This is a genomic window from Pseudoalteromonas sp. SG45-2 (assembly GCF_014164115.1).
Classification (GTDB): Bacteria; Pseudomonadota; Gammaproteobacteria; order Enterobacterales; family Alteromonadaceae; genus Pseudoalteromonas; species Pseudoalteromonas distincta.
Genome location: NZ_JACJEO010000012.1, coordinates 41,678 through 68,342, shown reverse-complemented (window position 1 = coordinate 68,342; position 26,665 = coordinate 41,678). Strand labels below are relative to the sequence as shown.

Sequence of the window (26,665 nt, the reverse complement as noted above, 5' to 3'; positions counted from 1 at the left end):
CGAAATTTAACCAGCATATTCTGCTGAATTTTAATTAGAATGCACTCACAATATCACTGGTAATTTATTGGTAATTAATTTTACTTTAATTCTTAACATCCTGAGGGTTGCTTATGTTATTCAACGGCGATTTAACTACTACTTGTCCTATCAGACAAAGAATCCGTGACTTTTACCGCATAGATGAAAATGCAGTTATTGATCATATTTTACCGCTTGCAGAAGTAGGCGTAAAAGCACGAAGTCGTGCCTGGGAAAGAGCCCGCCAGATTGTTTTGAACATTCGTAAAGAGCAAGATGGGCAAGGCGGTGTTGATGCGCTTTTAAATGAATTTTCACTCTCTAGTGAAGAAGGCGTTGTATTAATGTGTTTGGCCGAAGCACTGCTTCGCGTACCAGATAAAGCAACTCAAGATGTACTTATTCGTGACAAATTAGCCAAAGGTGATTGGAGCTCTCATTTAGGAAGCAGCGATTCTTTATTTGTAAACGCATCTTCTTGGGGATTATTAGTTACTGGTAAAATGGTTAACTACACAGACAAAACTAAAGAACAACAGTTCGGCATGCTTAAAAAGACCATTGGTCGTTTAGGTGAGCCAGTTATTCGTAAGTCTGTAAACTTTGCTATGAAAATTATGGGCAAGCAATTCGTAATGGGTCGTACCATTGACGAAGCAATTGAACGTGCTGCCGAAACAGAGCAAAAAGGTTATGTGTATTCTTACGATATGCTAGGCGAAGGCGCGCGCACAATGAAAGATGCGAAGCGTTACTTTGACAGCTACATGAATGCTATACACTCAATTGGTAAAGCGGCCAATGGTCGTGGTCCAATTAAGAGCCCTGGTATTTCAGTTAAGCTTTCTGCTATTCATCCGCGCTATGAGTTCACTCATAAAGACCGTGTGATGGAAGAAATAGTCCCTAAGTTAAAAGAACTTGCTCTTGCCGCTAAAAAATACGATATCGGCTTTACCGTTGATGCAGAAGAAGCAGACCGTTTAGATATTTCATTAGATGTAATTGAAGCGGTATTCAGTGATGAAGATCTTGGTGATTGGCAAGGATTTGGCTTAGCAGTTCAAGCGTATCAAAAACGTGCTATTTTTGTAATTGAATGGCTTACTGACCTTGCAACCCGCGTTGGTCGCAAGATGATGGTACGTCTAGTTAAAGGCGCATACTGGGATACTGAAATCAAAACCACACAGCAAGATGGTTTAGATCACTACCCAGTATTTACCCGTAAAGCAACAACAGACGTTTCTTACAAAGCGTGTGCTATTAAAATGCTTGAAGCGCGCGATGTGCTTTATCCGCAATTTGCTACACATAACGCTTACACTGCCGCGACTATTTTAGAAGTAGCCAAAGGCGACAACACAGGTTTCGAATTTCAACGTTTGCACGGTATGGGTGAGTCATTATTCGACCAAATCGTTAACGAAGAAAAAATTCAATGCCGCGTGTATGCCCCAGTTGGTCAACATGAAGACCTCCTTGCGTACCTTGTTCGTCGTTTATTAGAAAATGGTGCTAACTCATCATTTGTAAACGCAATTGTTGATACAACAAAACCTGTTGAATCATTACTTCCAGACCCTGTAGAAACATTGCAAGGCTTGCGTAACAAGTACAATACGCAAATCAAAATGCCAATTGATTTATACGGTGAAGAACGTGCTAACTCTAAAGGCATGGATTTAACCGACATTAACGTTATTACCCCTTTCAAAGAGAATCTTGAAACATGGTTTAACGAGCACTTAATTGAGCAAAGCCAAGTACCTGAAGGCTCATTAGCTGTTAAAAACCCAGCAAATCACAAAGAAATCATCGGCCACGTTAAATTGCAAACTGGCGAAGAGATGAAAGTATTACTAGCTAACGCTGAAGCTGCACTTGAATCATGGTCACAAACACCAGTAAGAGAGCGAGCTAACTTACTGCGTCGAGTTGCTGACATATTAGAACGTCATCACGACGAACTTGTTGCCATCTGTATTAAAGAAGCAGGTAAAGTAGCTCAAGATGGTATTGATGAAGTACGTGAAGCGGTTGATTTTTGCCGTTACTACGCGGCGCGCGCTGAGGAGCTATCGCAAGATGAGCGTTTTGAAGCCCGTGGCGTTATTTTATGTATTAGCCCGTGGAACTTCCCGCTTGCAATATTCTTAGGCCAAGTTGCCGCTGCGATTGTTACAGGTAACACTGTAATTGCAAAGCCTGCTGAGCAAACAAGTTTAATCGCCCTTCGTGCTATTGAACTAATGCTGTCTGTTGGTTTACCTGAGCATGTTGTTCAACCGGTTATTGCTCGTGGTTCTGAAGTAGGCAAAACAATTGTTCCTGATGAACGCATTCAAGCGGTTATGTTTACAGGCTCTACTGAAACAGGCACATTAATTTCTCAAACACTTGCTGCACGTAACGATATTCAAGTACCGTTAATTGCAGAAACAGGTGGCCAAAACTGTATGATTGTTGACTCAACGGCGCTTCCTGAGCAAGTAGTTGACGATGTGATCAGTTCTGGTTTTCAAAGTGCTGGGCAACGTTGTTCTGCTCTTCGTGTTTTATTCATTCAAGATGACGTAGCAGATGGCATTATCGAAATGCTTAAAGGTGCGCTAGCTGAGTTACACATTGGCGATCCATCGTTACTATCAACTGATGTTGGTCCTGTAATTGATGAAAAAGCACTTAAAAACTTAAACGAGCACGTTGAGTACTTAAAAGGTAATTCTATACTTCATTACGAGTGTAAAATTCCGGATAACACGCAAAATGGCGCATACTTTTTTGCTCCTCGTTTATACGAAATCAAAGACTTATCAGTACTTAAGCGTGAAGTATTTGGCCCATGTGTTCATATTGTTCGCTTTAAATCGAGCGAACTTGATGATGTGATGGATCAAATTAACAACACAGGTTATGGCTTAACAATGGGTGTACATTCACGTATTGAAGAGCGCTGTGAGTACCTTGCTAAAATGTCACGTGCGGGTAATGTTTACATTAACCGAAACATGATTGGTGCTATTGTTGGTGTGCAACCATTTGGTGGCCGTGGTTTATCAGGTACTGGCCCTAAAGCCGGTGGCCCTAACTACCTTCAACGTTTAGTAAAAGAAAAGGCATCACCAGATAACGTGCAAATGACAAACCTGACGCCAGATGAGCTTGATTTACACCACTACAGCGGTGCAAATGAGCAAGTTAAAAAGCTAATGGCTAACTCAATGCGCGATGAAAAAATCTGGCGTGCAACACCACTAAACGACCGAGTTTCGGCTGTACGTCAGTTGCTTGCTAAAATCGCGACGGTAGAAATTATCGACGATTTAGCAGACGATTTAGCATTAACATTATCAGAAGCTCGTGCACAGCTTAACCGCCTTGAAAAGCACATGCGTAAATTTACTACCCTGCCAGGGCCAACGGGTGAGTCTAATACACTTCATCTAGAAGCGCGTGGTTGTGTAGTGTGTTATGCAGATAAGAGCACATCATTTAACTTCTGGGCATTGTCTATCATTACCGCTATTGCCGCAGGTAATACGGTAATTACTGTAGCGTCTGAGCTGTTTTACGATGAAGCTGTTGCCTTTAAAGATAAATTTATCTCTACAGGTGTTGCTGAAGGTGTTTTCCAAGTAGCTAAACCTAATCAGTTACAAGCTATCTTAGCTCACCCTCATTTAGCTGGTGCGGTAGTTGCCGCTCGCTCGTCTCGTTTAGGCTACTTCAGCCAACAGCTTGCACAGCGTAAAGGCGCAATTTTACCGGTAATTAGCTCTGAGTATTACGATACATTAATCAAGCGCTTAATTACTGAAAAAACAATTAGTATTGATACAACAGCATCAGGCGGTAATACCTCGCTAATGACGCTTGTTGAAGATGATGAATAATTAAGCTAATAGTTTTTCACTAAAAAATAAAAAAAGGCACTGTAAAGTGCCTTTTTTATTTGGTCGTTACGTATAAGTTTGTTAGTTTAAAAGTAGATTAACAACTGAAGCCGTGAAATTGAAAACCATTCCTATTACTAACTTAGTCCCAGGTATGTTTGTGCAAAGCGTTACCAAACAAACTGGCAGCATTAAAATTAAAAACCAAGGCTGGGTTAAAACTCAAGCTGGTATTAATAACCTGATAAAAGCAGGTATTTTAGAAGTAGAAATCGACCCAGATAAAACCCTCATTGATTCAGTCCCTGAAAAAGATCCTATCGCTACACCTACAACAAAAATAAAGCGTAATCCTTGGCAAAAAATAAACAGCGCTGAGCAAGAAATGGGAAAAGCAAAAAAGCTTTATGACGAAGCAAAAACACTGCAAATAAAAGCATTTAAAGATATAAAAGCTGGCCGTGATATAGATATAGGGCCGTTTAGAGAACTGGCAAGTGGCTTTATGGATTCTGTTTTTAGAAATCAAGATGCCCTAGCCTGCCTTACCCAAATGCGCCAAAAAGATGCCTACCTACTTGAGCACTCAATTAATGTATCAATATTAATGGGTATTTTTGCAAAACACTTAAATATAGAGAAAGACACTATTGTTGAGCTGACTACCGGCGCACTATTACACGACATTGGTAAAATAAAAATCCCTGATGAAGTGCTAAACAAACCTGGCCGCTTTACAGACGACGAATTTAAAATAATGAAAATGCATTCGCTTTTCAGTAAAGAGATATTAGAAGACTCTGGCTTAACAGGAATCGCGGTAGATATTGCAGGTATGCACCACGAAAGACTCGATGGTAAAGGCTACCCGTTTGGTAAAAAAGGTGACGAGATAAGTCAGTATGTGCGTATGGCGTCAATTGTAGATGTTTATGATGCACTTACCGCAGAACGTGTTTATAAAGCAGGCATGGAGCCAATAAAGGCGTTTAAAATATTAAAAGACGGGTGCCCTGATAGCTTTGATCCTGTGCTGCTTAATAAATTTATTCAATGTATTGGCATCCATCCGGTAGGAACGCTTGTAAGGTTATCGAGTCAAAGAGTGGGTTTGGTCACCGAGAGTAATCCGGGGGCACCACTAAAACCTGTCGTTAAAACATTTTACAGCGCTAAGCATAGCCGCTACACCGAAGTAAAAGATATTGATTTATCTAATAAAAAAACTGTAGACACTCTTGAGTCAGCGATTAAACCTAAAGAATATAACATTGATTTAGAACGCTTTTATAAAAATTCAATATTATCCTAAGCACTATTGAGAGCTCAATATTCTACCGAGCTCTCAACATGATAACTAAGCGCTTACTGCGGCCAGTCTTGCAAAGCTTTTAAGCTAAACTCATAACCATCAAAATCTAGCACACTTTGCTCAGGTGTAATTTCTGTGACTGTTAGAGCTCCTATGCTTTCTCCTTCGTGTAATTCTCGGCCATTTAGCTTGATCCAACGTTTATCAGCACTCGATGAATATATATGCGCTTGATATTTAATACTAGGTAACATTGATTGCAAACCATCAGGTAATAACTCAACAGGCTCAACACGTGATGACGTTTTTGACGCTTGAGTAACTTCATAATCTTGGTTTTTTTCGACATCTTGTATAGCTTGCGCAAATGCATTTTTAAGAGTTGTAGGCACAGCATCAAGCTCAGGGTCACTCGTCTGTTGAGATTGGGTGCTGCCATTAATTGGCTTACCCAATACTTTATATTTACTCATATCAAGTTGAGCCGATGCGGTATTTTGATTTTGCCCAAATACCGCAGTGTTTTGTGCATTATTTGGATTGTAATTACTTTGTGGGTTAAACGCTGGCTGATTATAATTTTGAACAGGCATTACTTGTTGCATGTTTTGCTGATTATAACCTGCTGCGCTCGTGACCTGGCTCGACGGCATAGGAATATACTGACCATTTGGGGTTAATAACATTTGCTGTACACCATTGGGGGTTTGCACATGCACAAGTTGCCCTTCAATCGTTGCAGTATTTGTTGGAGCTACTTTAGCAGGCTCCAACTTAGCTACTTGCTGTTTTTCAGCTTCAGCTTCAGCATCTTCCTCTTTAACGTCTTTGTTAGGCGATGATTTTTCGCTTTCCACCACCTTAATTACAGCGGGTTCCGCTGCGTTTAATAAAGTCGTACTTTGAAACCACTTTCCGGCGGTAAAGCCACCCGCTACCGCAATAAAAGCAGCTAAGCTTGTACCAAATACTAATGCTAATCGTCTATAACGCTTAAGTGCTTGCTGTTGCTTTAACTGCTCAGATTGTAAGTCGTACTGTTCAGCACTCATATCTGATTGCTGCGACTGCTTTAGCGCATCTAATAAATAAGACATAACTTACCTAACTATAAAATAAATGAAAGCCCAATGCCTACGGCAAATAAAGCAGCGAATGCAAGGCTATAGGGTACAAATGACGTTGCTTTGTTAGCTTCGTTAACCGGTGCGACAAAATCCATGGGTAATGACTCATGGGCTGATTTTTTTATTATATCGCTATCAACTATCAACTGCTGCTTTGCAAAAGTCCCAACTAAAGCACGCTCACAGACCAAGTTCATTAATCGTGGCACACCGCCAGTTAATTGATGAACAGCTTGCATGGCATCCATCGAAAAGATTCCTTTATCACACCCTGCAATATGTAACCGATGCTTTATGTAAGCGACTGTTTGGCCTTGCGTAAGTGGTAATAAATGGTAACGAGCCGTTATCCTCTGGGCAAGTTGCCTTAATTCGTTGCGCTTCAAAAGTTCTTGCAGCTCTGGTTGACCAACCAATACTATTTGTAATAATTTTTTATGATCGGTTTCTATATTTGTCAGCAAACGTAATTGCTCAAGCACGTTAGGGGCAAGTAATTGTGCTTCGTCAATAATAAGTATAGTGTGCCCGCCCGATTTATTATTAGTCTCTAAATGCTTTTTTATAATATCGGTAAGACTTTTAAGCGTCGCATTATGAACATCGTAACTAATGTTGAGCTCATCACAAATACTGGCTAATAACTCCAGCTCTGAAAGCGCTGGATTATGGATCATCGCTACTTGAGTGTTTTCAGGAAGCTGCTCTAACATACTGCGGGTAATTGTAGTTTTACCTGTACCTACTTCACCTGTTAATAATACAAAACCACCGTCTTCACCTAATCCATAGGTAAGGTGTGCTAAGGCTTCTTTATGTCGTTCACTTAAAAATAAGTAATGAGGGTTGGGCGAGATCGAAAAAGGTTTTTCGTTCAGGCCAAAATAGCTTAAATACACCGTGATGTTCCTTCGTAATTAAATCACGGCCTATAATGGCAAAAAAATGCGCTGAGTGACAACGTTGTAAGCGCTTTATTATTGAAATAACGTAAATTTATGTAAAACAAAAAAAGTGCAGCTGTTTTAAGGCTGCACTTTTGTCTGTCTAATCTTAGTATGCATTTTACTCTTCGTAGCGCACTAACCGTAAATACACATTACTGGTTTTAGCATGTAAGCTATTCAACCCACTATCAAATTGATAAACCCACGCTGAGCTCATTGTGCTTACACCCGATGTATTTGACCAATAGTTTTGAAGCTTAGTGCCCAAAAATACGTCTTCATTAATACTCGGCTCTGTGCAACTGTGCTCTAAAATACTCGCCAATTCTTTAATGTTAGGCATTTGCCAATCATCGTAATCTGCGGTTGTATCATTTTTAGCACCACGAAGTGCTTCTTGCCAAGTAAGAGAAGGTGTTGAGCCTTCACAAAGTTGTGTCTCTGTATTGTAAGTTTGCCCATAACTACAGCGTTGCCACATAAGGCCTGTTTCACTATCAGACACTGTGCCATCTGCATTTATGGTAAATCTATCTGTCGGTGTTGTGGTATCTGCACCGTCGTAACACGTTTGCGCCGCTGCAATATTAAAGCTCAAACTTATAGTTGCTAGTGCATAGAGTAATTTAAATTTCATTATTTTCTCCTAACGACTTCTAACTAAACGTACATAAGCAGTATTTTCTTTTGGATAAGCAAGGTCGTTACCATCACTCATATCAATGATATACGCTTGAGATAAACTGGTACCATCAGCTGCTGTTTGTGAGGTCCAGTAACGTAAATGGCTTAATGCACTTTCACTTGGCATATTAGGAAAAAATGCCTCATCAATTAATATGCTTTGCCCTTGTTTACCGTAATCAATTAAGCCCAAAAGCTCTGTATATGTAGGTAATCGCCAGTTAGTACCACCACAAAAATCTAAATCATTAACTTCGTTTATATAACTTTGTACTCCACAACTTGTTTTGTCCGGACACGTTGAATTGGCTGTACTGGTATCGGTAAAAGTCGTATTCCCTACATCCCAAAAGTAATGATTTTGACCATCACGTAGCGAAGTATTTGGTACCGTGCCAGATGCCACACTTTTCACCTCCCATACAAGCCCAGTAACATTATCGCGTATACAGGTAAAGTCACTACTATCATCACCAACTTCATCAGCAAACTGATTAAGTTTAGTGTAATCAAACGCTAAATTACCTTTGCCAACTTTATCTAAGCGGTTTGCATAGCTATCGCGTCCAAGCTCTGCATCTTGCGCTGGAAAGTCATCACTCTCACAATTAATACGTTGAGTATTGTTATAACACTCACCAACACCACTATCGTTGATGAATCCAAGTGCTTTGGGTGATACATCAACAAATAAGGAGTCTGTATCTGTGCGTCCTTTTGAGTCGGTTACCGTGACTTCAAAGCTCAATGTAGACTCAGTATCAACATCTGAGGCAAAAAATGTCGTTGTACATTGGTCGCTATTGCTTAATGTTTCGCTATTACCGGTAAGTTGTTGCCATTCACACTTATAGGTATCGGTAACTGTTTCGCTATTTGTAGCATCAAGCGTTACTTGCTCAAACTCTTCGACATTTTGATCAGCGCCTGCATTTGCATCCACTAACTCATTTGTTTTGTTGAGTGTCATTGAATATTGAGTGCTCGCCTCGCCACCTTCATCATCAGTGACAGTTAGCTGCCAAGATAAATTCACGTTACTTTCAAGTAATGGATGAGAAAAACTAAGAGTTGATTCATTAAAACTCTCAATATCTAAATCAGGACCCGATAGCAATTGCCACAAATAACTATCAATTTGGCCATTATCATCAGGATCGCTCGACTCTAGGGCACTCAAAGTCACTGTATCTTTGTATACAGAGGGAAGTGTTTCAGGAGATGTTTGTGTAACAACAGCAAGAGGTAGTTGGTTATTAGAGCTCACTGAAATAGAAATGTCGTCACTAACAGCGCTACTACCTGTACTTTGATAGCTCACTCTTAATATTATTTCACTATCAGTTTTTACGTCAGGTGCAGTAAGTGTTTGCTCAGCGCCTTCAAGGGGGAAACCTTCTATGCTTGGGCCACTAACTTGTTGCCATGAAAACGTACCATCAGCGGGGGAACCTTGTGCTGTGATGGTAAATTCAGATTTTTCGATAATTTGTAAATCGGCTCCAGCATTAACAGACGTTTCAACAACTGTATTATCGCTATCACCGCCACCGCCTCCACACGCACTCAGTAAACTACAAGAAATGAGGGGGATTAAAGCAAACGCTTTCATACGCAGCACCTTATTATGTCAAATAATTACTATAGTGTAATCACTAGCAATAAAGATGCCATTAAAGTACTACATATATGTGTCTTGATGAATACGTACAAACAACTTCGTACCGATTTTACTGTAATCTATTTTGTATTCACGCCCGTCTAGAGCTTGAATAAACAGCAACTGCTTTTCTTCGCCAAATACATCAGCGCTACTTACATAAACCATTTCTAAATAACGCTCTTTTGCATCACGGCGGTTTTTAGGTAATTCTTCTTTAAATGGCTCCAGACCATGTTGCGTTACTTTAATTCGAGGATGAATTTCAGAGTTTACAATCACTAAATCATGCTTTTTATCTTTATGTATTATGGTGTTTCGACCACTTTTTAAAAAGGCTCTCTCTTGACTCATTTTTCTTTCCTACAGTCGTAGCTTAATTACTAAGCTGCGACGCTATAAACTGACTAGGCTCGCGCTTCCACTTATTTAAGTTAGCACTAAATGCCCAAATATCTCTATCTAACACGCTGGCAGGCAATAATAAATCGTAACCTGTTAGCTGCTGAAGGTGCTTAGTTCTATTAGCAAACATGGCTATAAGCCCAGTATAGCTTATCCCTTTATGGGATGTGTAATGTGTATCTTCTATTAACCATTCTGATGGGCAATTGCCATTTTTGCAATGTTTTTGAACGACTTGCATAAATAAATTACGCTGCTCTATTAATAATTTCCCTGCAATTCTAGGCGCTATGCTTGATAAAAAGTCGTCTATATCATTTACCTTAACGCCAACCGCATTTAATTCTAAATAGTCAAAGCCATCTTCTACTTTGGGTATTCCACTGTGATGAAAGTTACTATGAGGCATACACCAAGCTCCGTACTTGTGGCAATAAACGAGCTCAGATTCGCTTAATATAAGGCTATGGTATGGTTCTTGAGATTTTAAAAATCCAATAAAAATAGCCACAAGGCACAAGCTCACTAAAAATATTTCAAGTATGCTAATCTCACCCGGCCTCAGTAAATTAAATAACATAATAAAGACTAAGCCTATAGCACCTACAACAATCGCCTCAATTGCGTTTCGCGCGCCCTGTGCCCGAAACTTAATGACATTGTCAGATTTATCCATATTGGTAAAACACCATATAAAAAACAAACATAATAATGCCCCAAATTATGACCTTTCTTGTTGTTATACATAAGTTACAGCTAGTTTTAAATTTCATACATTACCGCTTTTTCCTCAACAAAATAGGAACAATGAATAAATCTTATTTACTTTTACGCTTAACGCACAAATTTATGAGATACATAACCGTCTTTTCACGGTCTTATTTCGTACAATACTTACAATTCATTTTCAGGTATGAAATCAATGTACTCAAGACAATCAGGTAAAGCACTTTTTCCATTTATTATTACGTTACTTCTAATATTTAGCGTTTATTTATATTTACCCGCTAGCCACGGCGAACAAGCCGATTCATCACAAATGTCTACCCAAGTAACGGCTCATACTGTTACCTCTGAGGAAAACGCAGTGATGATAGAGGCCATCGGTAGTGCACGTGCAAACCAAGCTATTTATATAAAAAGTGCGCAAAACGATTATGTCACAGATATATATTTTAAAGATGGCGACTTAGTCAGTAAAGGACAAAAATTAGTACAGTTACAAAGCCAACAAGAGCAACTTGCAGTTAAAGAACTCGGTATTAACTTACGTGAGGAAAAACGCCAGTTAGATCGCCTTACCGAACTTTCACGCTCGCAATCAACGGCAAAGTCATTACTTGAAGAACAATTATCTCGTGTTGATGCCACTGAAGCTCAACTAGAAAGCGCTAAAACAAAGTTAAATGAAATGACTATTACCGCGCCATTTTCAGGCCTGTTAGGTAAGCGTGAAATATCAGTTGGCGCCTACGTAAGCAACACAACAATAATCACCACACTTGATGATATTAGTATTATTAAAGTTGACTTCAAAGTACCTGAAAAATATTTAGCACAATTAAACATAGGTATGAAAGTACTTACCCAAAACGATGCCTACCCAGGGCAGACATTTAACGGCAAGGTAACGCATATTAGCTCGCGTATTGATTCGGTAACACGCAGTGTTGAAGTAACTGCAAGTTTTGCTAATAAATCAGGATTACTTCGCCCTGGTATGTTACTAAATACAGCACTTGAGCTAAGCAGTAACCAAGCTTTAATGGTGCCAGAAAAAGCGGTTATCCCTTTACAAGACAAACACTTTGTTTTTCAAATTCAAGACGGAGTAGCCAATAAGGTTGAAGTGCATGTTGCTGGCAGAAATAATGGCTGGGTTGCTATCGATGAAGGTTTAAATGATGGCGAGCAAATTGTTACTGAAGGGCTAATAAAAATTCGCTCTGGTAGTAAAGTAAGCGTAAAGGGGTAATACGTGAAAATTACTGATACTAGCGTTAAACGCCCCGTTTTTGCCATAGTAATTAATTTACTGCTTCTTACTTTTGGTCTGGTTGCATTTACTATGCTGCCACTTCGTGAGTACCCTGATATTGAAACACCAATAGTAAATATCAGCACTGAATACACAGGTGCTTCTGCCGAAATTATAGAAACAAAAATAACGCAAATAATAGAAAATCGAATTTCCGGTATTGAAGGCATTAAAAGTATAAACTCATCTAGTCGTAATGGGCGTTCAAACATTACCATTGAGTTTGATATTAACCGCGATATAGATGCCGCATCTAACGATGTACGCGAACGTGTAGCACGTGCACTTGATAGTTTACCCGATCAGGTACGCCCACCAGAAGTCTCTAAGTCAAATAGTGATGAAAGCCCAATCGCATGGTTTGTATTAAACAGCGAAACAATGGACTCGTTACAGCTCTCTGATTACGCACAGCGCTTTATCGTTGACCGTTTAGCCGTTGTAGATGGTGTATCTAACGTGCGTATTGGTGGTGAGCGCCAATACGCCATGAAAATTTGGCTAAACCGCCAAGCAATGGCTGCTCGTGGCATTACCTCGAGCGATATTGAAAATACACTGCGTACAGAAAACGTTGAATTACCTGCCGGCGAAATAGAATCAATAGATCGCGACTTTACCGTGCGTACCGCACGTAGTTATAAAGATCAGCGCGATTTTAAAAACCTTGTTATTAAACGTGGTGAAGAAGGTTATTTAGTGCGTTTAGGTGAAGTTGCCGACGTAAAATTAGAAGCTGCCGATGACGAAAGCTTATTTCGTGGTAACGGGCGCAACATGATTGGCCTAGGAATTGTAAAACAAGCTAAAGCAAACACGCTTACCGTAGTAGATAACGCACGCAGTGAACTTGAAAAAATCAAACGTAACCTACCTGAAGGCACCACAATTCAAGACAGCTACGATTCGTCTGTATTTATTAAAGAATCAATTAGTGAAGTTTACAGCACACTTGCCATCTCTATGGGTTTAGTCGTACTCGTTATATTTTTGTTTTTAGGCAATATACGAGCAACGCTTATTCCTGCGGTTACCGTACCGGTCGCACTTGTTGGTAGCTTTATGTTTTTATTAGCAATTGGCTACTCAATCAACTTACTAACTTTACTTGCCTTAGTACTGGCTATTGGTTTAGTAGTAGATGATGCCATTGTAATGCTTGAAAACATTCACCGTCGTATTGAACTGGGTGAGCCGCCATTACTAGCTGCATATAGAGGTGCGCGTGAAGTTGGTTTTGCCATTGTCGCAACCACGCTTGTACTAATATCGGTGTTTGTGCCATTGGTGTTTATGGATGGCCGTATAGGGGCATTATTTACTGAGTTTGCAATGGCGGTAAGTGCTGCCGTATTTTTCTCAAGTGTTACAGCGCTGACTCTCGCACCAGCCTTGTGTTCTAAAGTACTTAAAGTATCAGACAAACCAAATAAATTTAGCCAATGGATGGACCGCCAGTTTACTAAAATTGAAGTAAGTTACCGTAATTCACTCTCCACCAACATAACCCGTAAATGGGGTTTAATGGTGAGCCTATTATTAGCGGGCTTTGTTAGTTACTCGTTGTTTTTACAAGTCCCCTCTGAGCTAACGCCAAAAGAAGACCGTGGCACGTTCTTTATTATGATGAGCGGCCCTGAGGGCGCAAGTTATGAAAATAATGCCGCTAATATGGCTAAAATTGAAGAACGCTTAATGCCTTACTCGCAAGCAGGTGAGCTAAGTCGCGTACTTGTTCGAGTACCTGGCTGGGGTGGCAGCGGCGGTGTTGCTATTGTTGGTATGGCCGATTGGGATAAACGCAAACGCTCAACATGGGAAGTAATGGACGAAATAAGCGGTAAAATGCAAGAAGTTACCGATGTTCGTGCATTTGCCATTATGCGCCGTGGTATTGGCGGTGGTGGTTCATCTCGCCCTATTGAGTTTGTATTGCAAGGTAATGATTATGCACAACTTGCCGATTGGCGTGACCGTATAATTAAGCGTGCTGAACAAAACCCAGGTTTAGTAAGAATCGATCATGATTATAAAGAAACCTTCCCGCAGTTTTTAGTCAGCATAGATAAAAACAAGGCCGCTGATTTAGGCGTTTCTGTATCTGATGTAGGCCGTACACTTGAAACAATGCTTGGCCAGCGCCGTGTTACAACCTTTATTGACCGTGGTGAAGAATACGATGTAATTTTAAAAGGGACTAAAGAAGACTTTACTAACCCTACTGACATTTCAAATATATATCTTAAATCACGAAGCGGTGAACTAGTCCCACTTGATAGCCTTATCAGCTTAAAAGAAGAAGCAACCGCATCGCGCTTAAACCGATACAACCGTATGCGCGCAATTACATTAAGCGCCAACTTAGCCGACGGTTATACGCTTGAGCAAGCGCTTAACTTTTTAAACGAAGTAGCCGCGCAAGAAAACGATATAGATGGCGCCGTAGATTACAAAGGCGAGTCGCAGCTTTATTACGAAGGCGCATCAGCGATGACCTACGTATTTATACTTGCACTCACTGTTACCTTTTTAGTACTGGCAGCACAGTTTGAAAGCTTTATGCATCCGTTCGTCATCATGCTTACCGTACCACTTGGTTTAATGGGCGCTATGTTCGGACTTTGGGCTACAGGACTTACCTTAAATATTTACAGCCAAATAGGTATTGTCATGCTCATAGGGCTAAGTGCTAAAAACGGTATTTTGATTGTAGAATTTACTAACCAACTACGCGATAAAGGCGTTGAATTTAGTGAAGCTATTTTGCAAGCAGCAACTCAGCGTTTGCGCCCTATTATTATGACCTCGCTGACTACGGTTATGAGTTCAGTACCTTTAGTACTTGCTTCAGGTCCGGGCGCTGAAAGCCGTATGGTGATAGGTGTAGTCGTGTTTACTGGGGTTATTGTATCGACCCTACTAACTCTTTTTGTTGTACCTGCTGCATATTATGCACTTGCACGTAACACTCAATCACCTGAATTTTTACAGCAAAAATTAGACAAACAAGCCGCTGAAAAACCTTTCGAAGAGATCTAGCCTCTTAATTGCGCCGTAACCTTGTTGTTGCGGCGCATACAATTTATGCTCGCCTTTAAACCCCATATACATTTTAGGAATACTTATGAGCTCAACAACGCAAGTAGCAACATTTGGTGGCGGCTGTTTTTGGTGTATAGATGCTGCATTTAGACGTGTAAATGGCGTACTAACCGTAAGCTCTGGCTACACCGGCGGTGAAACAAATAACCCAACATATGATTCTGTATGCTCAGGCACAACCGGTCACGCTGAGGTTGTTAAAATTGAATTTGACGCGACTGTAGTTAGCTTTGAAACACTCTTAGCAATGTTTTTCACACTGCATGATGCAACACAATTGAATCGCCAAGGTAACGATATAGGCACACAATATAGAAGTGTGGTTTACTATCACGATGAAGCTCAACTTAAGCAAACCAACGAAATGATAGCTCAACTGCAAAGCCATGTCGCTGAGCCAATTGTGACAGAAGTCAGCCCTGCCACTACGTATTATCCAGCAGAGCATTATCATCAAGATTACTATAACGAAAACCCACAGCAGGGTTACTGTAGTATTTTAATAGCACCTAAGTTACACAAGTTTGAAACCGTATTTAAAGAGTTCTTAGCTGACTAGCTAATTTTAGTAGTTAAACTTAGCTACACATTAAAAAGCCCGACATATGTCGGGCTTTCTAATATTAATAAATACAGTTAAAACTGGTAGCTTGCGCCTGCAAAAAAGCGACGCTCTGGCGTGTTGTAGTAATACACTTCACCCGTTGTAAAATCAGCGTTTGAATCAACAGCGTTATATTCTTTATCAAATAAGTTTTCTACACGAAGCGAAACTTCAATATGTTCATTTACTTGATAATTACCCGCTAGGTTCCAGAGTGTATAAGAGCCTAAGCGCGTCACAGCACCTTGTCGGTCGCTACGGTATTGCATGTCTAAGCTTGCATCAAAAGCACCAAACTGTTTTGCAAGTTCCCAGTTAAAAGTACGTTTAGCAACATTACGCAACTCTGCGCCCGTTTCTTCGTCTTCAGCGCTTAAGTAAGCAAAGTTAAGGTTGCTATCAAAACCAAAAAACTGCTGGGATAAGCTAAATTCAACCCCTTCGTAGCGTGCTTCATCAATATTAGCCAATGCAAAGTTTGCATCGTAATCAATCTTATCTTCTATATCGTTTCTAAATACTGCAATATCAACTTGCGCGATATCAAAATCTACACTCAAACCTAACTCACGGTTTACTGATTTTTCAGGTTGTAAATCAGGGTTACCATAAACTGGATAATATAAATCGTTAAATGTAGGAGCTTTAAAGCCAGTACTTTGGCTTATACGAAATGTTGCATCTTCAGATAAATGATAACCCGCAGCGGCGGTATACGTTGTTTCATCGCCAAATTGCTCGTCGTCATCTTGGCGAACAGTTAAATTAGCCAATACTTTATCTGCATCGTAGTAAGCACCTACAAACACGGCAAGTACATCTCGGCTGTCTTCAACAAATAGTTGCGAACTATGCGACACATCATCGTTGTACCAATTAATACCACCACTAATGTTAAGTTCATTAGATAACAGGTACTGGCCGTTATAATCAATTTGTGTACGTTTAGTTATAAAGGTACTTGTTGTTGGCCCAACTGAAAAATCAACATAAGTGTTATCTGAATCATCTGTTGAAAGCGCTAAATCAACACTATGTGTTTGGTTAGTGTAGTTTTTACTCCAACCTGCAGAAAGTTGATAGTTTTTAAAATCATCTCGTTCAATCGTACTGTCTGCTGGGCTAAAGCGACTGTCGTAATCTGCATAGCCTTCACTGTATTGGCCTAATAACTTAAAGTCGCCGTAATGTGCATCGGTGTAGTTTACTTTAAAACCAAGGTTTTTATTTTCATAACCATCTTCATCAGGTGCTACGCCTTGCAGTACATCAAAGTTATCTGTTTTTTCAAAGCCTGCGTTAAATGCTGTTGTTATATCATCTGATTTTACAGAGCCTGCAACTTGATAATTTTGATAAGAGTCAGAACCAAATGTAGCGCTTAGGGATAAGTTATCTGACTCACGCGTAATAATATTAATAACACCAGCGAGTGCATCAGAGCCATAAACAGCCGCGCGAGAGCCTTTAATAATTTCTATGCGTTCAATGCTATTTAGAGGAACATTATTTAATGCTTTTTGACCTAGTGTTGCTGAGCCTGTACGTACACCGTCAATTAAAATCAACGTATCGCCAGAGCCCGTACCACGAAGTGACACGCCTGTATTTTGACCAAAACCACCGTTTGGATTAACTTGAAAACCCACTCGCGTGCTTAAAAGTGTAGGTAAATCGCGTACGTTACTAGCTTCTATTTCAGCACGTTCAATAACATTTACACTCGCTAAAACGTCGTTAATTGATTGCTCAAACTTATTAGCTGTAACGGTTATTTTTTCAATTGATTGCTCTGCACCAGACACAGAAAATGAAAGCGCAGCAGAAATTGCAACGCCTAGAGTTGTTTTGTTTAACATGAGATCCCCTACCTTTGCCCACCGCAAAGATTTAAGTAAGTAAGATTGCATCAAGGCCGGTCTCCGGACTCAGTAAGCACATAAAAACATGCAATACTCTACCGTTGCGGGGGCAGTGTTGGGCTTGTAGTCATCATGAAAACGCACCAACTTCCCGATTATCCTGCTAAAAAAATCATTACATGAAGTGGCTAGCAAGCACCTTGAAAATATGCCGTCATTGTGAGCATTTTGTTTACAAATGTCAATGGACGTCTATATAGCTAAAAGCTATTTCAGTTCAGTGCTGTATTATTATAGCTTGAAGGAATACCGTACTTATCAAGTAGCTTCTGAAGTTGCATTTGTGTAGTAGGTAAATTTAATATTTCATCCATTTTGTGACTAGATATTTTATTTGATTGTGAGTTAATCAAAAAATGTGTTTCATACACTGCATCTGGTACGTCACTCTTAAATAGTAAATCCATATTTAAGATATTCTGCTTTTTAAAATACTGATAAGCAATACTGTTTAAAACCCCGACTTCAGCGCGCCTTAATAGCAGCATTTTAACTACATTGAATTCATCGATTGTAAGGCTTACCTGGTGCTCTTCTCTCAAGTATTCGGCATTTGTATTAAATCCTGCAAATTGATACGAGTACCCTAAAACCCCAACTTTGGTTAATTTGTCCAGATTGTCAAAATAAGTTTGCTCTGATGCATTCTCTTTGAGTGTATAAAGCTCGTTTTTGGTGATGGTATAAAATTCAGTTTTTTCAATATTTTTCTGCGTTTTTTTTGGCAACCATTGCATTGCCATTAAAAATAAAACGTCGAAGTTATTTTTTTCAACAGACAAAGTAAGCCTTTTTACAGGTAAAGAAATAAGTATAAAGTTAAATTCCTCCTGTGCGTCGTTTAAAATATTAATAAACTCAGGAGCAAAGCCCTGCTTTTTTTGCGCGTTAATAACAATCGGAAAGTAGCCATCTTCGACCAATACATCAATATCAACTGGCTTTGATAAGCTTGGCTTGGCAAATATAAGCAAAACAAATAACAGAAATAATTGATGGGGTCTCATTTTAATACCTTCTAGAGTGAAGTTTTTATTATATTCAATTAAATATAATAGCTTAAATATCAAAAAGTGGATTAATACATGCAGAACTACGAGAGGATAAGGTGGGAAAGTTGTAAAAAATTAAGTAGCTTTAATCTGTCTGCAAATATAGACAAATTAAAGCACTTTTATTAAAAACAGTTTATAAATTAGTCGCGAAAGTTTTTAAACTGAAAAGGCTGACCTAAATCGGCACTGCGTACTACCTGCATTGCTTCTTGAAGATCGTCACGCTTTTTACCTGTCACACGCACTTCTTCGCCTTGAATAGCGGCTTGTACTTTAACTTTTGAATCTTTAATGGCTTTAACCACTTTTTTGGCCATGTCTTTTTCGATACCTTGCTTTAACCCAACGTTACGAAATACATTTTTTCCTGCACGGCTAATATCTTGAAGTTCTAAACTAGCTACATCCATACCGCGCTTTGAAATTTTTCCCGCTAAAATATCGAACAACTGCATAACTTGAGAGTCAGCTTCTGCTTTAAGCTTAATTGTTTTATCGTTTAGCTCAATAGAAGCATCAACGCCTCTAAAATCAAAGCGAGTCTCTAGTTCACGGTTTGCGTTATCAACCGCATTTTTAGCTTCGTTCATTTCTACTTCAGATACAATATCAAATGAAGGCATTAGTATACTCCTAACTATTTAATCTTAATTTTATGTGGCAATTATAACGCTAAAATTATAAATCTTTACATTTTTCTGCATCTTGTTCAGGTGCGATACTAAATTAGTTTGATATACTTGCGCCTCTTTTTTAAGCGATTTTAGGATTTGTCGTGACAAGGCGTGTTTATCAAGCAGTTTTTTTAATCAGCATAGTGGCTTTCACCTTTTTATTTGCTAAAGAAATAAAAGGTGGCGTTGTAAATTTATTCCCTCATGTTGATAAAGTCGCCCATTTTGGGATTTTTTTTATATTAGCCATAATAATGGATAAGGCTTTTAAGCTTCCTTTATATGCTCAAATACTCTTATTAGCAGGCTATGGCGCCTCGATAGAAATAATGCAAGACGCACTTCCTTATAGGCAAGCATCACTTGGTGATTTTTTTGCTGATTTTGCAGGTGCTGCAAGCTACTTTTTACTTAGAGTAATTTTTACACCTCGAAAAAAGAACCCACATGGCTAATATTTTAATCGTTGGCGATGGCGCTATTGGCTTATTGCTGAGCCACTTTTTGAGCGCATCGCATAATGTCAGTGTTTTAACTCGTAAAAACCCAACAAACACCCGCTTTTACAGCAGAGCTAAGGGTGCATCAAAAAAAATTAACGCAAAATTTATTTCATTAAATCAGTTAGATAAAGCAACTGAATTTGATGTGATTTTATTTACCGTTAAAGCTTTTCAAGTGCTTGATGCGTTTTCTCAAATAAAGCCATTTTTACCGACACATTGCTCTGTTGTACTTTCGCATAATGGAATGGGCAACGTTGATGAGATAAATAACCAGCTAAACACCCATCAAGCACTCTACTTTTTAACGACAAGCATAGCGGGCTTTAAATCAAACCAATATATTGTGCAACACACAGGTGAAGGACAAAGCGTTATTGGTGGCTGTAATGAGCTTGCACTTCAAAATAGCGCGCCAATAGCTGATATTTTTAAAGTAATACCCAACCTAAAGTTTACTAATAACATTCAGCAGCTTCGTTTTGAAAAGCTACTCGTCAATATTGCCATTAATCCATTAAGCGCTTTAAGTAATGTAAAAAATGGCGAATTACGTGCACCTAAGTACAATACAATAATTTTTAATGCACTCACTGAAGCATGCAATATTGCAAAGGCTCAAGGGCTTAATATCCCATTAATTAAAGCTCTCAATACCGCTTATAAAATAATGGAGTTAACCGCAAATAATTACTCATCAATGCAGCAAGATATAGCTCACAATAGAGAAACTGAAATATCAGCTATATGTGGCTATATTAGCCAACAAGGTAAACTTTACAGTATTCCAACGCCTTACAACGATGAGTTGTTAGTCAAAATTCAGGCAAAAAAAAGCGTGGTATAAACCACGCTTATATAAGCTTTTAACTTTACGGGCGATAAACTTTTACAGTTTCGAAGCCCTGTTCGTGCAGCATAAGTGCCTGTAGTTGGCTCATTACGCCTCTATCACAATATAAATAGTAGTCAGTGTCTTTTGGTAAATCACCAAACTTAGTAGCTAAACGGAAGAACGGCAAATGCACCACTTCAACACCATCGATTACAAGCGGTGCAGCTTCTTCTTCTTCTGGTGAGCGAATATCAATTACTACAGAGCCTGCAGGTAAATCAGCAACCGACTCAGCCTCTTTTAGCTCTTGCTTTGCTTCTACGTCAATATCGCGTACATCCATTATGCGCGCGTTATTTACTACGGTATCTAGCACATCAAAATCGAACTTTTCTTCTTCGGCTTCTATTACTTCAATTTTGGCTTTAACTGTCGGTTTTTTAGAAATAACACCACAATATTCAGGCATCGTTTCAGCCATTTCAGCTGTACCAATTTGGCGAGCAAGATTAATAATTTCTTGTTTATCATTTTGAATTAGCGGGCGTAAAATAAGCGTTTCAGTAACGCGGTCAATCACGCTTAAGTTCGCTAATGTTTGACTAGATACTTGGCCAATACTTTCACCAGTGACAAGCGCCTGAATGTTTAACTTTTCAGCCACTACACTTCCAGCTCGCATCATCATACGTTTAAGCACAACACCCATTTGGCTGTTTTCAACGTTTTCTAGAATTTCAGCAACAACAGGTTCAAAATCAACTGTTATAAATTTCACTTTATGTGTTGAGCTGTATTTTTTCCATAAAAAATAGCTCGCTTGCTTAACACCAATCTCGTGCGCTGCGCCACCTAGATTAAAGAATAAAAAGTGCGTACGTGCGCCTTTACGAATCATTTGGTAACTTGCTACGCCAGAGTCAAAACCACCCGACATAAGTGAAAGCACGTCTTCTTGCGTTGGTAGTGGAAAGCCCGCCATACCAAAATGCGTTTGCGAAACAATATAAGCTTTATCGTCTTTTACTTCTAAGCGTATTGTTACTTCTGGACGGCTAAGCTTAACGCTTGCGCCTTCAATATGTTGATTTAGCCCACCACCAACATAACGCTCTAAATCAGTCGAGGTAAAGTCGTGTTGGCCTATACGCTTAGCACGCACACAAAAAGTTTTACCCACAATTGTGTGACCCACTAACGCTATTGTTTTTTGATAGATATCATCGAGAGTTTCAAATTGCGTCTCAGTTACTTCAATAAACTGAACGATACCAGGTATGCGTTTAAGGCTGTCGATAAAATCAAGGCGAACTTGTGCATCTTCAAGCTTTGTAACAACTGAAATATTATCCCAGTTATTTCTTACTTGTACTTTTTCGTCAAGACGTCGCAATACAATTTTAATGTTATTTTCTAACACTTTAGTAAAGCGTTTACGGACCGAACGGCTTTTGATGGCTATTTCAGGATGTAGTTTGACGATAAATTTAAGCATAGTTCACTCTTAGACTGCGGGAATTCGCGCTCCCAGGCATTTGGCGCGCGATTATAGCAAAAAATTCAGCGTCTAGGAAACAACCAATAATTATCGACTAAGCAACCGCGAGGGCCGGTTTATCTTTCGAGGTTAAATTTGCAGCAGTGTGTTTGGTATTTAAGCAAGGCAGAGCCTATGTAGCGTGGTTATTCCCTATAAATAGGCGATAACGTAGCATAAATGCTAAACATACGCTGCTCGAAGGATTCTGCCTTAGGGCAATTAACTCTTTGTTGCCTACATAGATTTAGTCAGTAAGGTAACGCAGGAGCAGTTACCCTACTGGCTTACAAATCTCGCATCGCGATTTAATCGCTCCTAGATTGAAAAATTTTAATCTTGAAGGGTCACAGCCCCTAAGGCTTGTTGTGCTAACTCGGTGTATTTTTCGCGTAGCAGGTTCATTTTATCAATGCTTTTATCGGTACTGTACGCTCTAAATAATGTAAGTACTTTTAAAATACCGTGATATATATCTTGCTCAGCAAGGGTACCGCTTGGCCTACGAGCCTTAATATAAGGCGTCCAAAAGCTAACAGTTAACTTTAGTGTATGGGCCAAATCAATCACATCTTGCTCATCAATAGCAATCATTTCACTATCGCGAAGACCTAGAATAATTTTGCGAACTTGCTCTAATAACTCTAACTGAAAATCAATGTAAGCTTGTTTAAGCTCAGTGTCTCTGGCGAGTATATCGCCAAGATTGTCGTAAAAAAAATGGTAACGCCACATCAATTCAAATAACGAATCTAAATAAGCCGTTAAATGATTAAATGCATCATCATCTTTATTAATAGGTTTAAAGTGAGTATTTAAATGATCGCGATACAACGCAAAAATATGACGGATAATGTCTTCTTTATTTTTAAAATGATAATAAAGATTACCCGGGCTCATCCCTAAGTTTGATGCAATATGATTTGTCGTTATTGCACGCTCACCATTTTCATTAAACAACAAAATACTGGTGTGTATTATTTTATCCTTGGTATTCATATGCTAATACTCAAATTATCTATAGGCTACATTACACTCAAAAGAGGTAAACAGTATAAACAAATATGAATCATTAAAACACTCAAACCTTGGACTGACCTGTTCAAAGAAAGTAAGTGTTTATATGCTCTATTCGCTAGGCTGCTTTGTGGCATAAACACTGTTAAACTAGCGCTAAAATCATAAATAGTGAACATTATGAAAGTTATTGCAATTTACCCCGGCACCTTTGATCCACTAACCAATGGTCATACAGATCTTATTCAACGTGCAGCTAAAATGTTTGATACTGTATTAGTTGCGGTTGCGAACAACCCAAGTAAAAAACCCTGTTTTAGCCTTGAAGAACGTGTTGAACTTGCAAACTCTATTTTAAGTCACTTAGATAATGTTAAGGTCATTGGTTTCTCTGGCTTATTGGCTGACCTTGCGCGCGATCACAATGCTAATGTGCTTATTCGTGGTATTAGGGCTGTATCTGATTTTGACTATGAATTTCAATTAGCTAACATGAACCGCCGTCTGAATCCTGATTTAGAAAGTGTATTTTTAACACCCGCAGAGCGAAATTCATTTATTTCATCAACGCTCGTTAAAGAAGTAGCACGTCACAATGGTGATGTAAGCGAGTTTGTAGACCCTGTAATTGTCAAAGCGCTAAAAACTAAATTGGGCTGTGGTGCCCAATAACACTTCCCGAATTAGCGCATAACTTGTATGCGCTAATTCGGCTTTTGTATAGATGATGATTTTAATTTTTTAATTAACCAAACAAGTTTTAGCAAATCTTTATTGATAATTAATATTAGTGCCATAGTGATATCAATAATAGGCATAAGAAAACCATACAGCATCCACAGCCACCAAAAGTCCCAATTGCCATAAAGAGTATTATCAATATACATGCTCATAAACAGTGAGGCATTGATAGCAAGCCCTACAATAAGATAATAAAATCCGTACGGTATTTTACATCCTAAAAAAATACGCCACATAAAAATAACGGCAATTGTTAGTACATCAAATATAAACATCTTTAAATGCGGAGCTGCGGTAGTTATGTCTATAAATAAACTAGATGTATACGAAGCCATCATAATAAAGCTAAGGTGAACTCGGCTTTTATCTTGCTTATTAATGGCAATTGATAGAGTGAACAAAAAAGCAAAAACAAACAGCCATGTAATAAGTATTCCAAAATATTCGTTAACTGAATTTAATTGCCAAAATAGATCCTCCATTCTATTCAACTTTTTGATGAGTGTTTTTTATACGATTAAGTAAATACCGTTTTAAAGCAACCAAACCTAAAAAATCTTTATTAATTAGGAGAACTAAAAGCATCGTTAAATCAAAAATTATTTGCCCTATTGCATATAAGGCCCAAAACCACCAGTAGTCTAAATTTCCTAAAACAATACTGTCGTAGTGCATTCCAAAAAAAACAAATGCGTTAAAGCTAAGTCCGACTAAAAGATAATAAAAGGCTACGGGGAGATTTTTACTAAAGTATATCCGCCATATAATCAGAAAAAATATAGTTACGATATCAAATATAAAAAGGGTCAAATGGGGTGTCTTGCTCAAGGGATCCATAAAAATACTAGAGGTGTAAGATACCATCATAATGAATGCAAGCTGTGTGCAGCTTTTGTCAGACTTGTTAATGCTTGCAGACAAATTATATAAAAAAGCGAGTACAAAAGACCATGTAGTAAAAATGGTTATATAGTCGTATAAACCAGCCAGCTGCCATAAAAAATCAAGCATTGCGTGACCTTTTAAATTTTTCAGTTAAAAATTTAGTAAGCTTAACTAGACCTAAAAAATCTTTGTTAAAGATAAGCGCTAATGGCATTATCAAATCTGTAAAGTACATACCAAATACATAAACGTTCCAAAACCACCAATAATATAGAGTACCTAAAACCTCTATATCGTAATGCATAGCTAAAAATAAAGATGCGTTAATACTCAAACCAAAAACAAGATAATAAAATGCGTTAGGAATTGGGCCACAACTGCAGTACCTAAACGTAAAAATAATAATTAGAGTTACAATATCGAAGTAAAAATAGTTTAAGTGAGACACTATAACCATATCGAACAGTGTACTTAAGGTATACGAAATCATCATAATACCAGAAAGGTACATTGTATTTTTATAGGGACTGTTTATGCTTGCTGACAAATTATAAAGAAATGCAATTACAAAGAACCATGTAATAAATATACCTACATAATCTCTAATCGCTACCAGATCCCACAGTATATCAGCCATCATGCCCCTTTATGAATTTATTATTTCGCAACCACCCTTTTAGTTTATACAAACCTAAAATATCCTTATTGATGATTAATACCAATGCCATTGTAAAGTCGACAAAATACATTCCAAAAATATAAACTGTCCAAAACCACCAATAGTAAAGAGTACCTGCAATTTCAATATCGTAATGCATACCTAAAAATAAACATGCATTAATAAAAAGCCCTACAATTAAATAGTCAAAAGCAATTGGTACTAATTTTTTATATATAAATCGCCAAAGTATCAGGGCGCTAATAGTAGCAAGATCATAATAGAAGTAATTTAGGTGAGGATTTTCAATCAGTGGATCCATAAAAAGACTAGATATATATGAAACCATCATTATAAATGAAAGATGCGCTCTACTTTTATCATTTTTATTAATACTCGCTGATAGGTTATATAAAAATGCGATTAGGAAGAACCATGTAAATAGTATTGCTACGTTATATCCTAAATCTACCAGACCCCAAAGTATATCAGCCACTACTTCTATTCCTTTTTCATAATACTATTGTGGAACCATATTTTAATTGCAGCTAAAGCTAAAAAATCTTTGTTTATAAAAAATATAGCTACCATTATGAAATCAGCAGCGTTAACCCCTATTACGTAAGCATTCCAAAGCCACCAGTAGCTTGTATTATTTGATATATAGATGTCGTAATGCATGAGAAAATGCAGAGTTGAGTTTATAGCTAAACCAGTAATAATATATAAATAGGTAATACCACCATGCCAGAGCCACCTAAGGAAAATAATAACTAGGAGAGTTAAAGTATCGGAAAATAAAAAATCGAGATAAGTTACCGTATTAAGATTTGTAAATATACTAAATGAATATGAAATACTCATAACTAAAGACAAATAAACTCTTTCTTTATTAGACTTATTAATCGAATGAGCAAGGGAGTATAAAAATGCCATAAGGAATCCCCATTGTACAAATGCACCTATGTACAATGACACTGTTGGACTTACCAAAAGTTCACCCATTATTTTACGACTTTTTCAAGTTTAATTTGAAGGCTTT

At 38.4% G+C, this 26,665-nt stretch carries 23 protein-coding genes and 1 riboswitch; of the genes, 8 read left to right on the top strand and 15 right to left on the bottom strand.

Features of this window, described 5'->3' with window-relative positions; genetic code table 11:
- Window positions 1–113: 113 nt before the first annotated feature.
- Both putA and H5116_RS10485 read left to right on the top strand, forming a co-directional pair.
- Window positions 114–3,917 carry a bifunctional proline dehydrogenase/L-glutamate gamma-semialdehyde dehydrogenase PutA gene (gene putA, locus H5116_RS10490; RefSeq protein ID WP_024596881.1) on the top strand — a complete coding sequence of 1,268 codons (3,804 nt, stop codon included), beginning with the start codon at window positions 114–116 and terminating at the stop codon, window positions 3,915–3,917.
- Between the two features lie 118 nt (window positions 3,918–4,035).
- On the top strand, window positions 4,036–5,229 hold the full coding sequence (locus H5116_RS10485) for an HD-GYP domain-containing protein (protein WP_182716092.1): 1,194 nt from the start codon (window positions 4,036–4,038) through the stop codon (window positions 5,227–5,229).
- Between the two features lie 53 nt (window positions 5,230–5,282).
- Here the strand turns inward: H5116_RS10485 and H5116_RS10480 are convergent, their stop codons facing one another.
- From H5116_RS10480 to H5116_RS10455, 6 genes are all read right to left on the bottom strand, one after another.
- Window positions 5,283–6,326, bottom strand: coding sequence for a general secretion pathway protein GspB (locus tag H5116_RS10480; protein WP_182716091.1), 1,044 nt, complete (start codon window positions 6,324–6,326; stop codon window positions 5,283–5,285).
- Window positions 6,327–6,337: 11 nt separating this feature from the next.
- Window positions 6,338–7,255: an ExeA family protein gene (locus tag H5116_RS10475; protein ID WP_024596878.1), complete on the bottom strand. Its 918-nt coding sequence runs from the start codon at window positions 7,253–7,255 to the stop codon at window positions 6,338–6,340.
- 166 nt (window positions 7,256–7,421) lie between these two features.
- The gene (locus H5116_RS10470; protein WP_024596877.1) at window positions 7,422–7,940 is read right to left on the bottom strand and encodes a DUF1566 domain-containing protein; all 519 of its coding nucleotides are present in this window, start codon (window positions 7,938–7,940) and stop codon (window positions 7,422–7,424) included.
- Window positions 7,941–7,949: 9 nt separating this feature from the next.
- Window positions 7,950–9,599: a DUF1566 domain-containing protein gene (locus tag H5116_RS10465; RefSeq protein ID WP_182716090.1), complete on the bottom strand. Its 1,650-nt coding sequence runs from the start codon at window positions 9,597–9,599 to the stop codon at window positions 7,950–7,952.
- 69 nt (window positions 9,600–9,668) lie between these two features.
- Complete coding sequence (locus H5116_RS10460) at window positions 9,669–10,001, bottom strand: hypothetical protein (protein ID WP_024596875.1); 333 nt, start codon at window positions 9,999–10,001, stop codon at window positions 9,669–9,671.
- Between the two features lie 22 nt (window positions 10,002–10,023).
- Window positions 10,024–10,728: a DUF2982 domain-containing protein gene (locus H5116_RS10455; protein ID WP_024596874.1), complete on the bottom strand. Its 705-nt coding sequence runs from the start codon at window positions 10,726–10,728 to the stop codon at window positions 10,024–10,026.
- Between the two features lie 246 nt (window positions 10,729–10,974).
- On the opposite strand from H5116_RS10455, the gene H5116_RS10450 reads away from it, so the two are divergent.
- The 3 genes from H5116_RS10450 to msrA all read left to right on the top strand — a co-directional run bounded on the left by H5116_RS10450 (window position 10,975) and on the right by msrA (window position 15,751).
- The gene (locus H5116_RS10450; protein ID WP_002958748.1) at window positions 10,975–12,027 is read left to right on the top strand and encodes an efflux RND transporter periplasmic adaptor subunit; all 1,053 of its coding nucleotides are present in this window, start codon (window positions 10,975–10,977) and stop codon (window positions 12,025–12,027) included.
- A 3-nt stretch (window positions 12,028–12,030) separates the two neighbouring features.
- Window positions 12,031–15,129 (top strand): efflux RND transporter permease subunit, encoded by a 3,099-nt coding sequence (locus H5116_RS10445; RefSeq protein ID WP_182716089.1) that lies wholly within the window; start codon window positions 12,031–12,033, stop codon window positions 15,127–15,129.
- 85 nt (window positions 15,130–15,214) lie between these two features.
- Window positions 15,215–15,751, top strand: coding sequence for a peptide-methionine (S)-S-oxide reductase MsrA (msrA, locus tag H5116_RS10440; RefSeq protein WP_024595951.1), 537 nt, complete (start codon window positions 15,215–15,217; stop codon window positions 15,749–15,751).
- 77 nt (window positions 15,752–15,828) lie between these two features.
- On the opposite strand, the gene H5116_RS10435 is transcribed toward msrA, so the two are convergent.
- From H5116_RS10435 to H5116_RS10425, 3 genes are all read right to left on the bottom strand, one after another.
- Window positions 15,829–17,655 (bottom strand): TonB-dependent receptor domain-containing protein, encoded by a 1,827-nt coding sequence (locus H5116_RS10435; RefSeq protein ID WP_182716088.1) that lies wholly within the window; start codon window positions 17,653–17,655, stop codon window positions 15,829–15,831.
- 36 nt (window positions 17,656–17,691) lie between these two features.
- Window positions 17,692–17,876: riboswitch (cobalamin riboswitch) on the bottom strand.
- Window positions 17,877–17,930: 54 nt separating this feature from the next.
- Entirely contained in the window at window positions 17,931–18,725 is a 795-nt protein-coding gene (locus H5116_RS10430; protein ID WP_182716087.1) for a transporter substrate-binding domain-containing protein, read from the bottom strand.
- Between the two features lie 188 nt (window positions 18,726–18,913).
- Window positions 18,914–19,396 carry a YajQ family cyclic di-GMP-binding protein gene (locus H5116_RS10425; RefSeq protein ID WP_002958753.1) on the bottom strand — a complete coding sequence of 161 codons (483 nt, stop codon included), beginning with the start codon at window positions 19,394–19,396 and terminating at the stop codon, window positions 18,914–18,916.
- Between the two features lie 152 nt (window positions 19,397–19,548).
- On the opposite strand from H5116_RS10425, the gene H5116_RS10420 reads away from it, so the two are divergent.
- Window positions 19,549–19,902 (top strand): VanZ family protein, encoded by a 354-nt coding sequence (locus H5116_RS10420; RefSeq protein ID WP_002958754.1) that lies wholly within the window; start codon window positions 19,549–19,551, stop codon window positions 19,900–19,902.
- Window positions 19,895–20,797: a ketopantoate reductase family protein gene (locus H5116_RS10415; protein WP_024595948.1), complete on the top strand. Its 903-nt coding sequence runs from the start codon at window positions 19,895–19,897 to the stop codon at window positions 20,795–20,797. Before H5116_RS10420 ends, H5116_RS10415 begins: the two co-directional genes overlap by 8 nt.
- Window positions 20,798–20,822: 25 nt before the next feature.
- On the opposite strand, the gene thiI is transcribed toward H5116_RS10415, so the two are convergent.
- Window positions 20,823–22,280, bottom strand: a complete 1,458-nt coding sequence (gene thiI, locus H5116_RS10410) for a tRNA uracil 4-sulfurtransferase ThiI (RefSeq protein WP_024595947.1) — start codon at window positions 22,278–22,280, stop codon at window positions 20,823–20,825.
- A gap of 375 nt (window positions 22,281–22,655) precedes the next feature.
- Window positions 22,656–23,321 (bottom strand): TetR/AcrR family transcriptional regulator, encoded by a 666-nt coding sequence (locus tag H5116_RS10405; protein ID WP_165744837.1) that lies wholly within the window; start codon window positions 23,319–23,321, stop codon window positions 22,656–22,658.
- Between the two features lie 198 nt (window positions 23,322–23,519).
- Between H5116_RS10405 and coaD the strand changes: the two genes are divergently transcribed.
- A complete protein-coding gene (gene coaD / locus H5116_RS10400; protein ID WP_182716086.1) occupies window positions 23,520–24,011 on the top strand; it encodes a pantetheine-phosphate adenylyltransferase in 492 nt (163 codons plus the stop codon).
- Between the two features lie 32 nt (window positions 24,012–24,043).
- On the opposite strand, the gene H5116_RS10395 is transcribed toward coaD, so the two are convergent.
- From H5116_RS10395 to H5116_RS10380, 4 genes are all read right to left on the bottom strand, one after another.
- Window positions 24,044–24,562, bottom strand: a complete 519-nt coding sequence (locus tag H5116_RS10395; RefSeq protein WP_182716085.1) for a hypothetical protein — start codon at window positions 24,560–24,562, stop codon at window positions 24,044–24,046.
- 1 nt (window position 24,563) lies between these two features.
- A complete protein-coding gene (locus H5116_RS10390) occupies window positions 24,564–25,091 on the bottom strand; it encodes a hypothetical protein (RefSeq protein WP_182716084.1) in 528 nt (175 codons plus the stop codon).
- Window positions 25,092–25,594: 503 nt separating this feature from the next.
- The gene (locus H5116_RS10385) at window positions 25,595–26,119 is read right to left on the bottom strand and encodes a hypothetical protein (protein ID WP_182695710.1); all 525 of its coding nucleotides are present in this window, start codon (window positions 26,117–26,119) and stop codon (window positions 25,595–25,597) included.
- Between the two features lie 5 nt (window positions 26,120–26,124).
- Complete coding sequence (locus tag H5116_RS10380; protein ID WP_182695711.1) at window positions 26,125–26,628, bottom strand: hypothetical protein; 504 nt, start codon at window positions 26,626–26,628, stop codon at window positions 26,125–26,127.
- Window positions 26,629–26,665 lie beyond the last annotated feature (37 nt).

Bases quoted from the DNA above. Each gene is read 5' to 3' on its own strand.
- putA (WP_024596881.1), top strand. From the start codon at position 114: ATGTTATTCAACGGCGATTTAACTACTACTTGTCCTATCAGACAAAGA.
- H5116_RS10480 (WP_182716091.1), bottom strand. From the start codon at position 6,326: ATGTCTTATTTATTAGATGCGCTAAAGCAGTCGCAGCAATCAGATATG.
- H5116_RS10470 (WP_024596877.1), bottom strand. From the start codon at position 7,940: ATGAAATTTAAATTACTCTATGCACTAGCAACTATAAGTTTGAGCTTT.
- H5116_RS10465 (WP_182716090.1), bottom strand. From the start codon at position 9,599: ATGAAAGCGTTTGCTTTAATCCCCCTCATTTCTTGTAGTTTACTGAGT.
- H5116_RS10460 (WP_024596875.1), bottom strand. From the start codon at position 10,001: ATGAGTCAAGAGAGAGCCTTTTTAAAAAGTGGTCGAAACACCATAATA.
- H5116_RS10455 (WP_024596874.1), bottom strand. From the start codon at position 10,728: ATGGATAAATCTGACAATGTCATTAAGTTTCGGGCACAGGGCGCGCGA.
- H5116_RS10450 (WP_002958748.1), top strand. From the start codon at position 10,975: ATGTACTCAAGACAATCAGGTAAAGCACTTTTTCCATTTATTATTACG.
- msrA (WP_024595951.1), top strand. From the start codon at position 15,215: ATGAGCTCAACAACGCAAGTAGCAACATTTGGTGGCGGCTGTTTTTGG.
- H5116_RS10435 (WP_182716088.1), bottom strand. From the start codon at position 17,655: ATGTTAAACAAAACAACTCTAGGCGTTGCAATTTCTGCTGCGCTTTCA.
- H5116_RS10430 (WP_182716087.1), bottom strand. From the start codon at position 18,725: ATGAGACCCCATCAATTATTTCTGTTATTTGTTTTGCTTATATTTGCC.
- H5116_RS10425 (WP_002958753.1), bottom strand. From the start codon at position 19,396: ATGCCTTCATTTGATATTGTATCTGAAGTAGAAATGAACGAAGCTAAA.
- H5116_RS10415 (WP_024595948.1), top strand. From the start codon at position 19,895: ATGGCTAATATTTTAATCGTTGGCGATGGCGCTATTGGCTTATTGCTG.
- thiI (WP_024595947.1), bottom strand. From the start codon at position 22,280: ATGCTTAAATTTATCGTCAAACTACATCCTGAAATAGCCATCAAAAGC.
- H5116_RS10405 (WP_165744837.1), bottom strand. From the start codon at position 23,321: ATGAATACCAAGGATAAAATAATACACACCAGTATTTTGTTGTTTAAT.
- coaD (WP_182716086.1), top strand. From the start codon at position 23,520: ATGAAAGTTATTGCAATTTACCCCGGCACCTTTGATCCACTAACCAAT.
- H5116_RS10395 (WP_182716085.1), bottom strand. From the start codon at position 24,562: ATGGAGGATCTATTTTGGCAATTAAATTCAGTTAACGAATATTTTGGA.
- H5116_RS10390 (WP_182716084.1), bottom strand. From the start codon at position 25,091: ATGCTTGATTTTTTATGGCAGCTGGCTGGTTTATACGACTATATAACC.
- H5116_RS10380 (WP_182695711.1), bottom strand. From the start codon at position 26,628: ATGGGTGAACTTTTGGTAAGTCCAACAGTGTCATTGTACATAGGTGCA.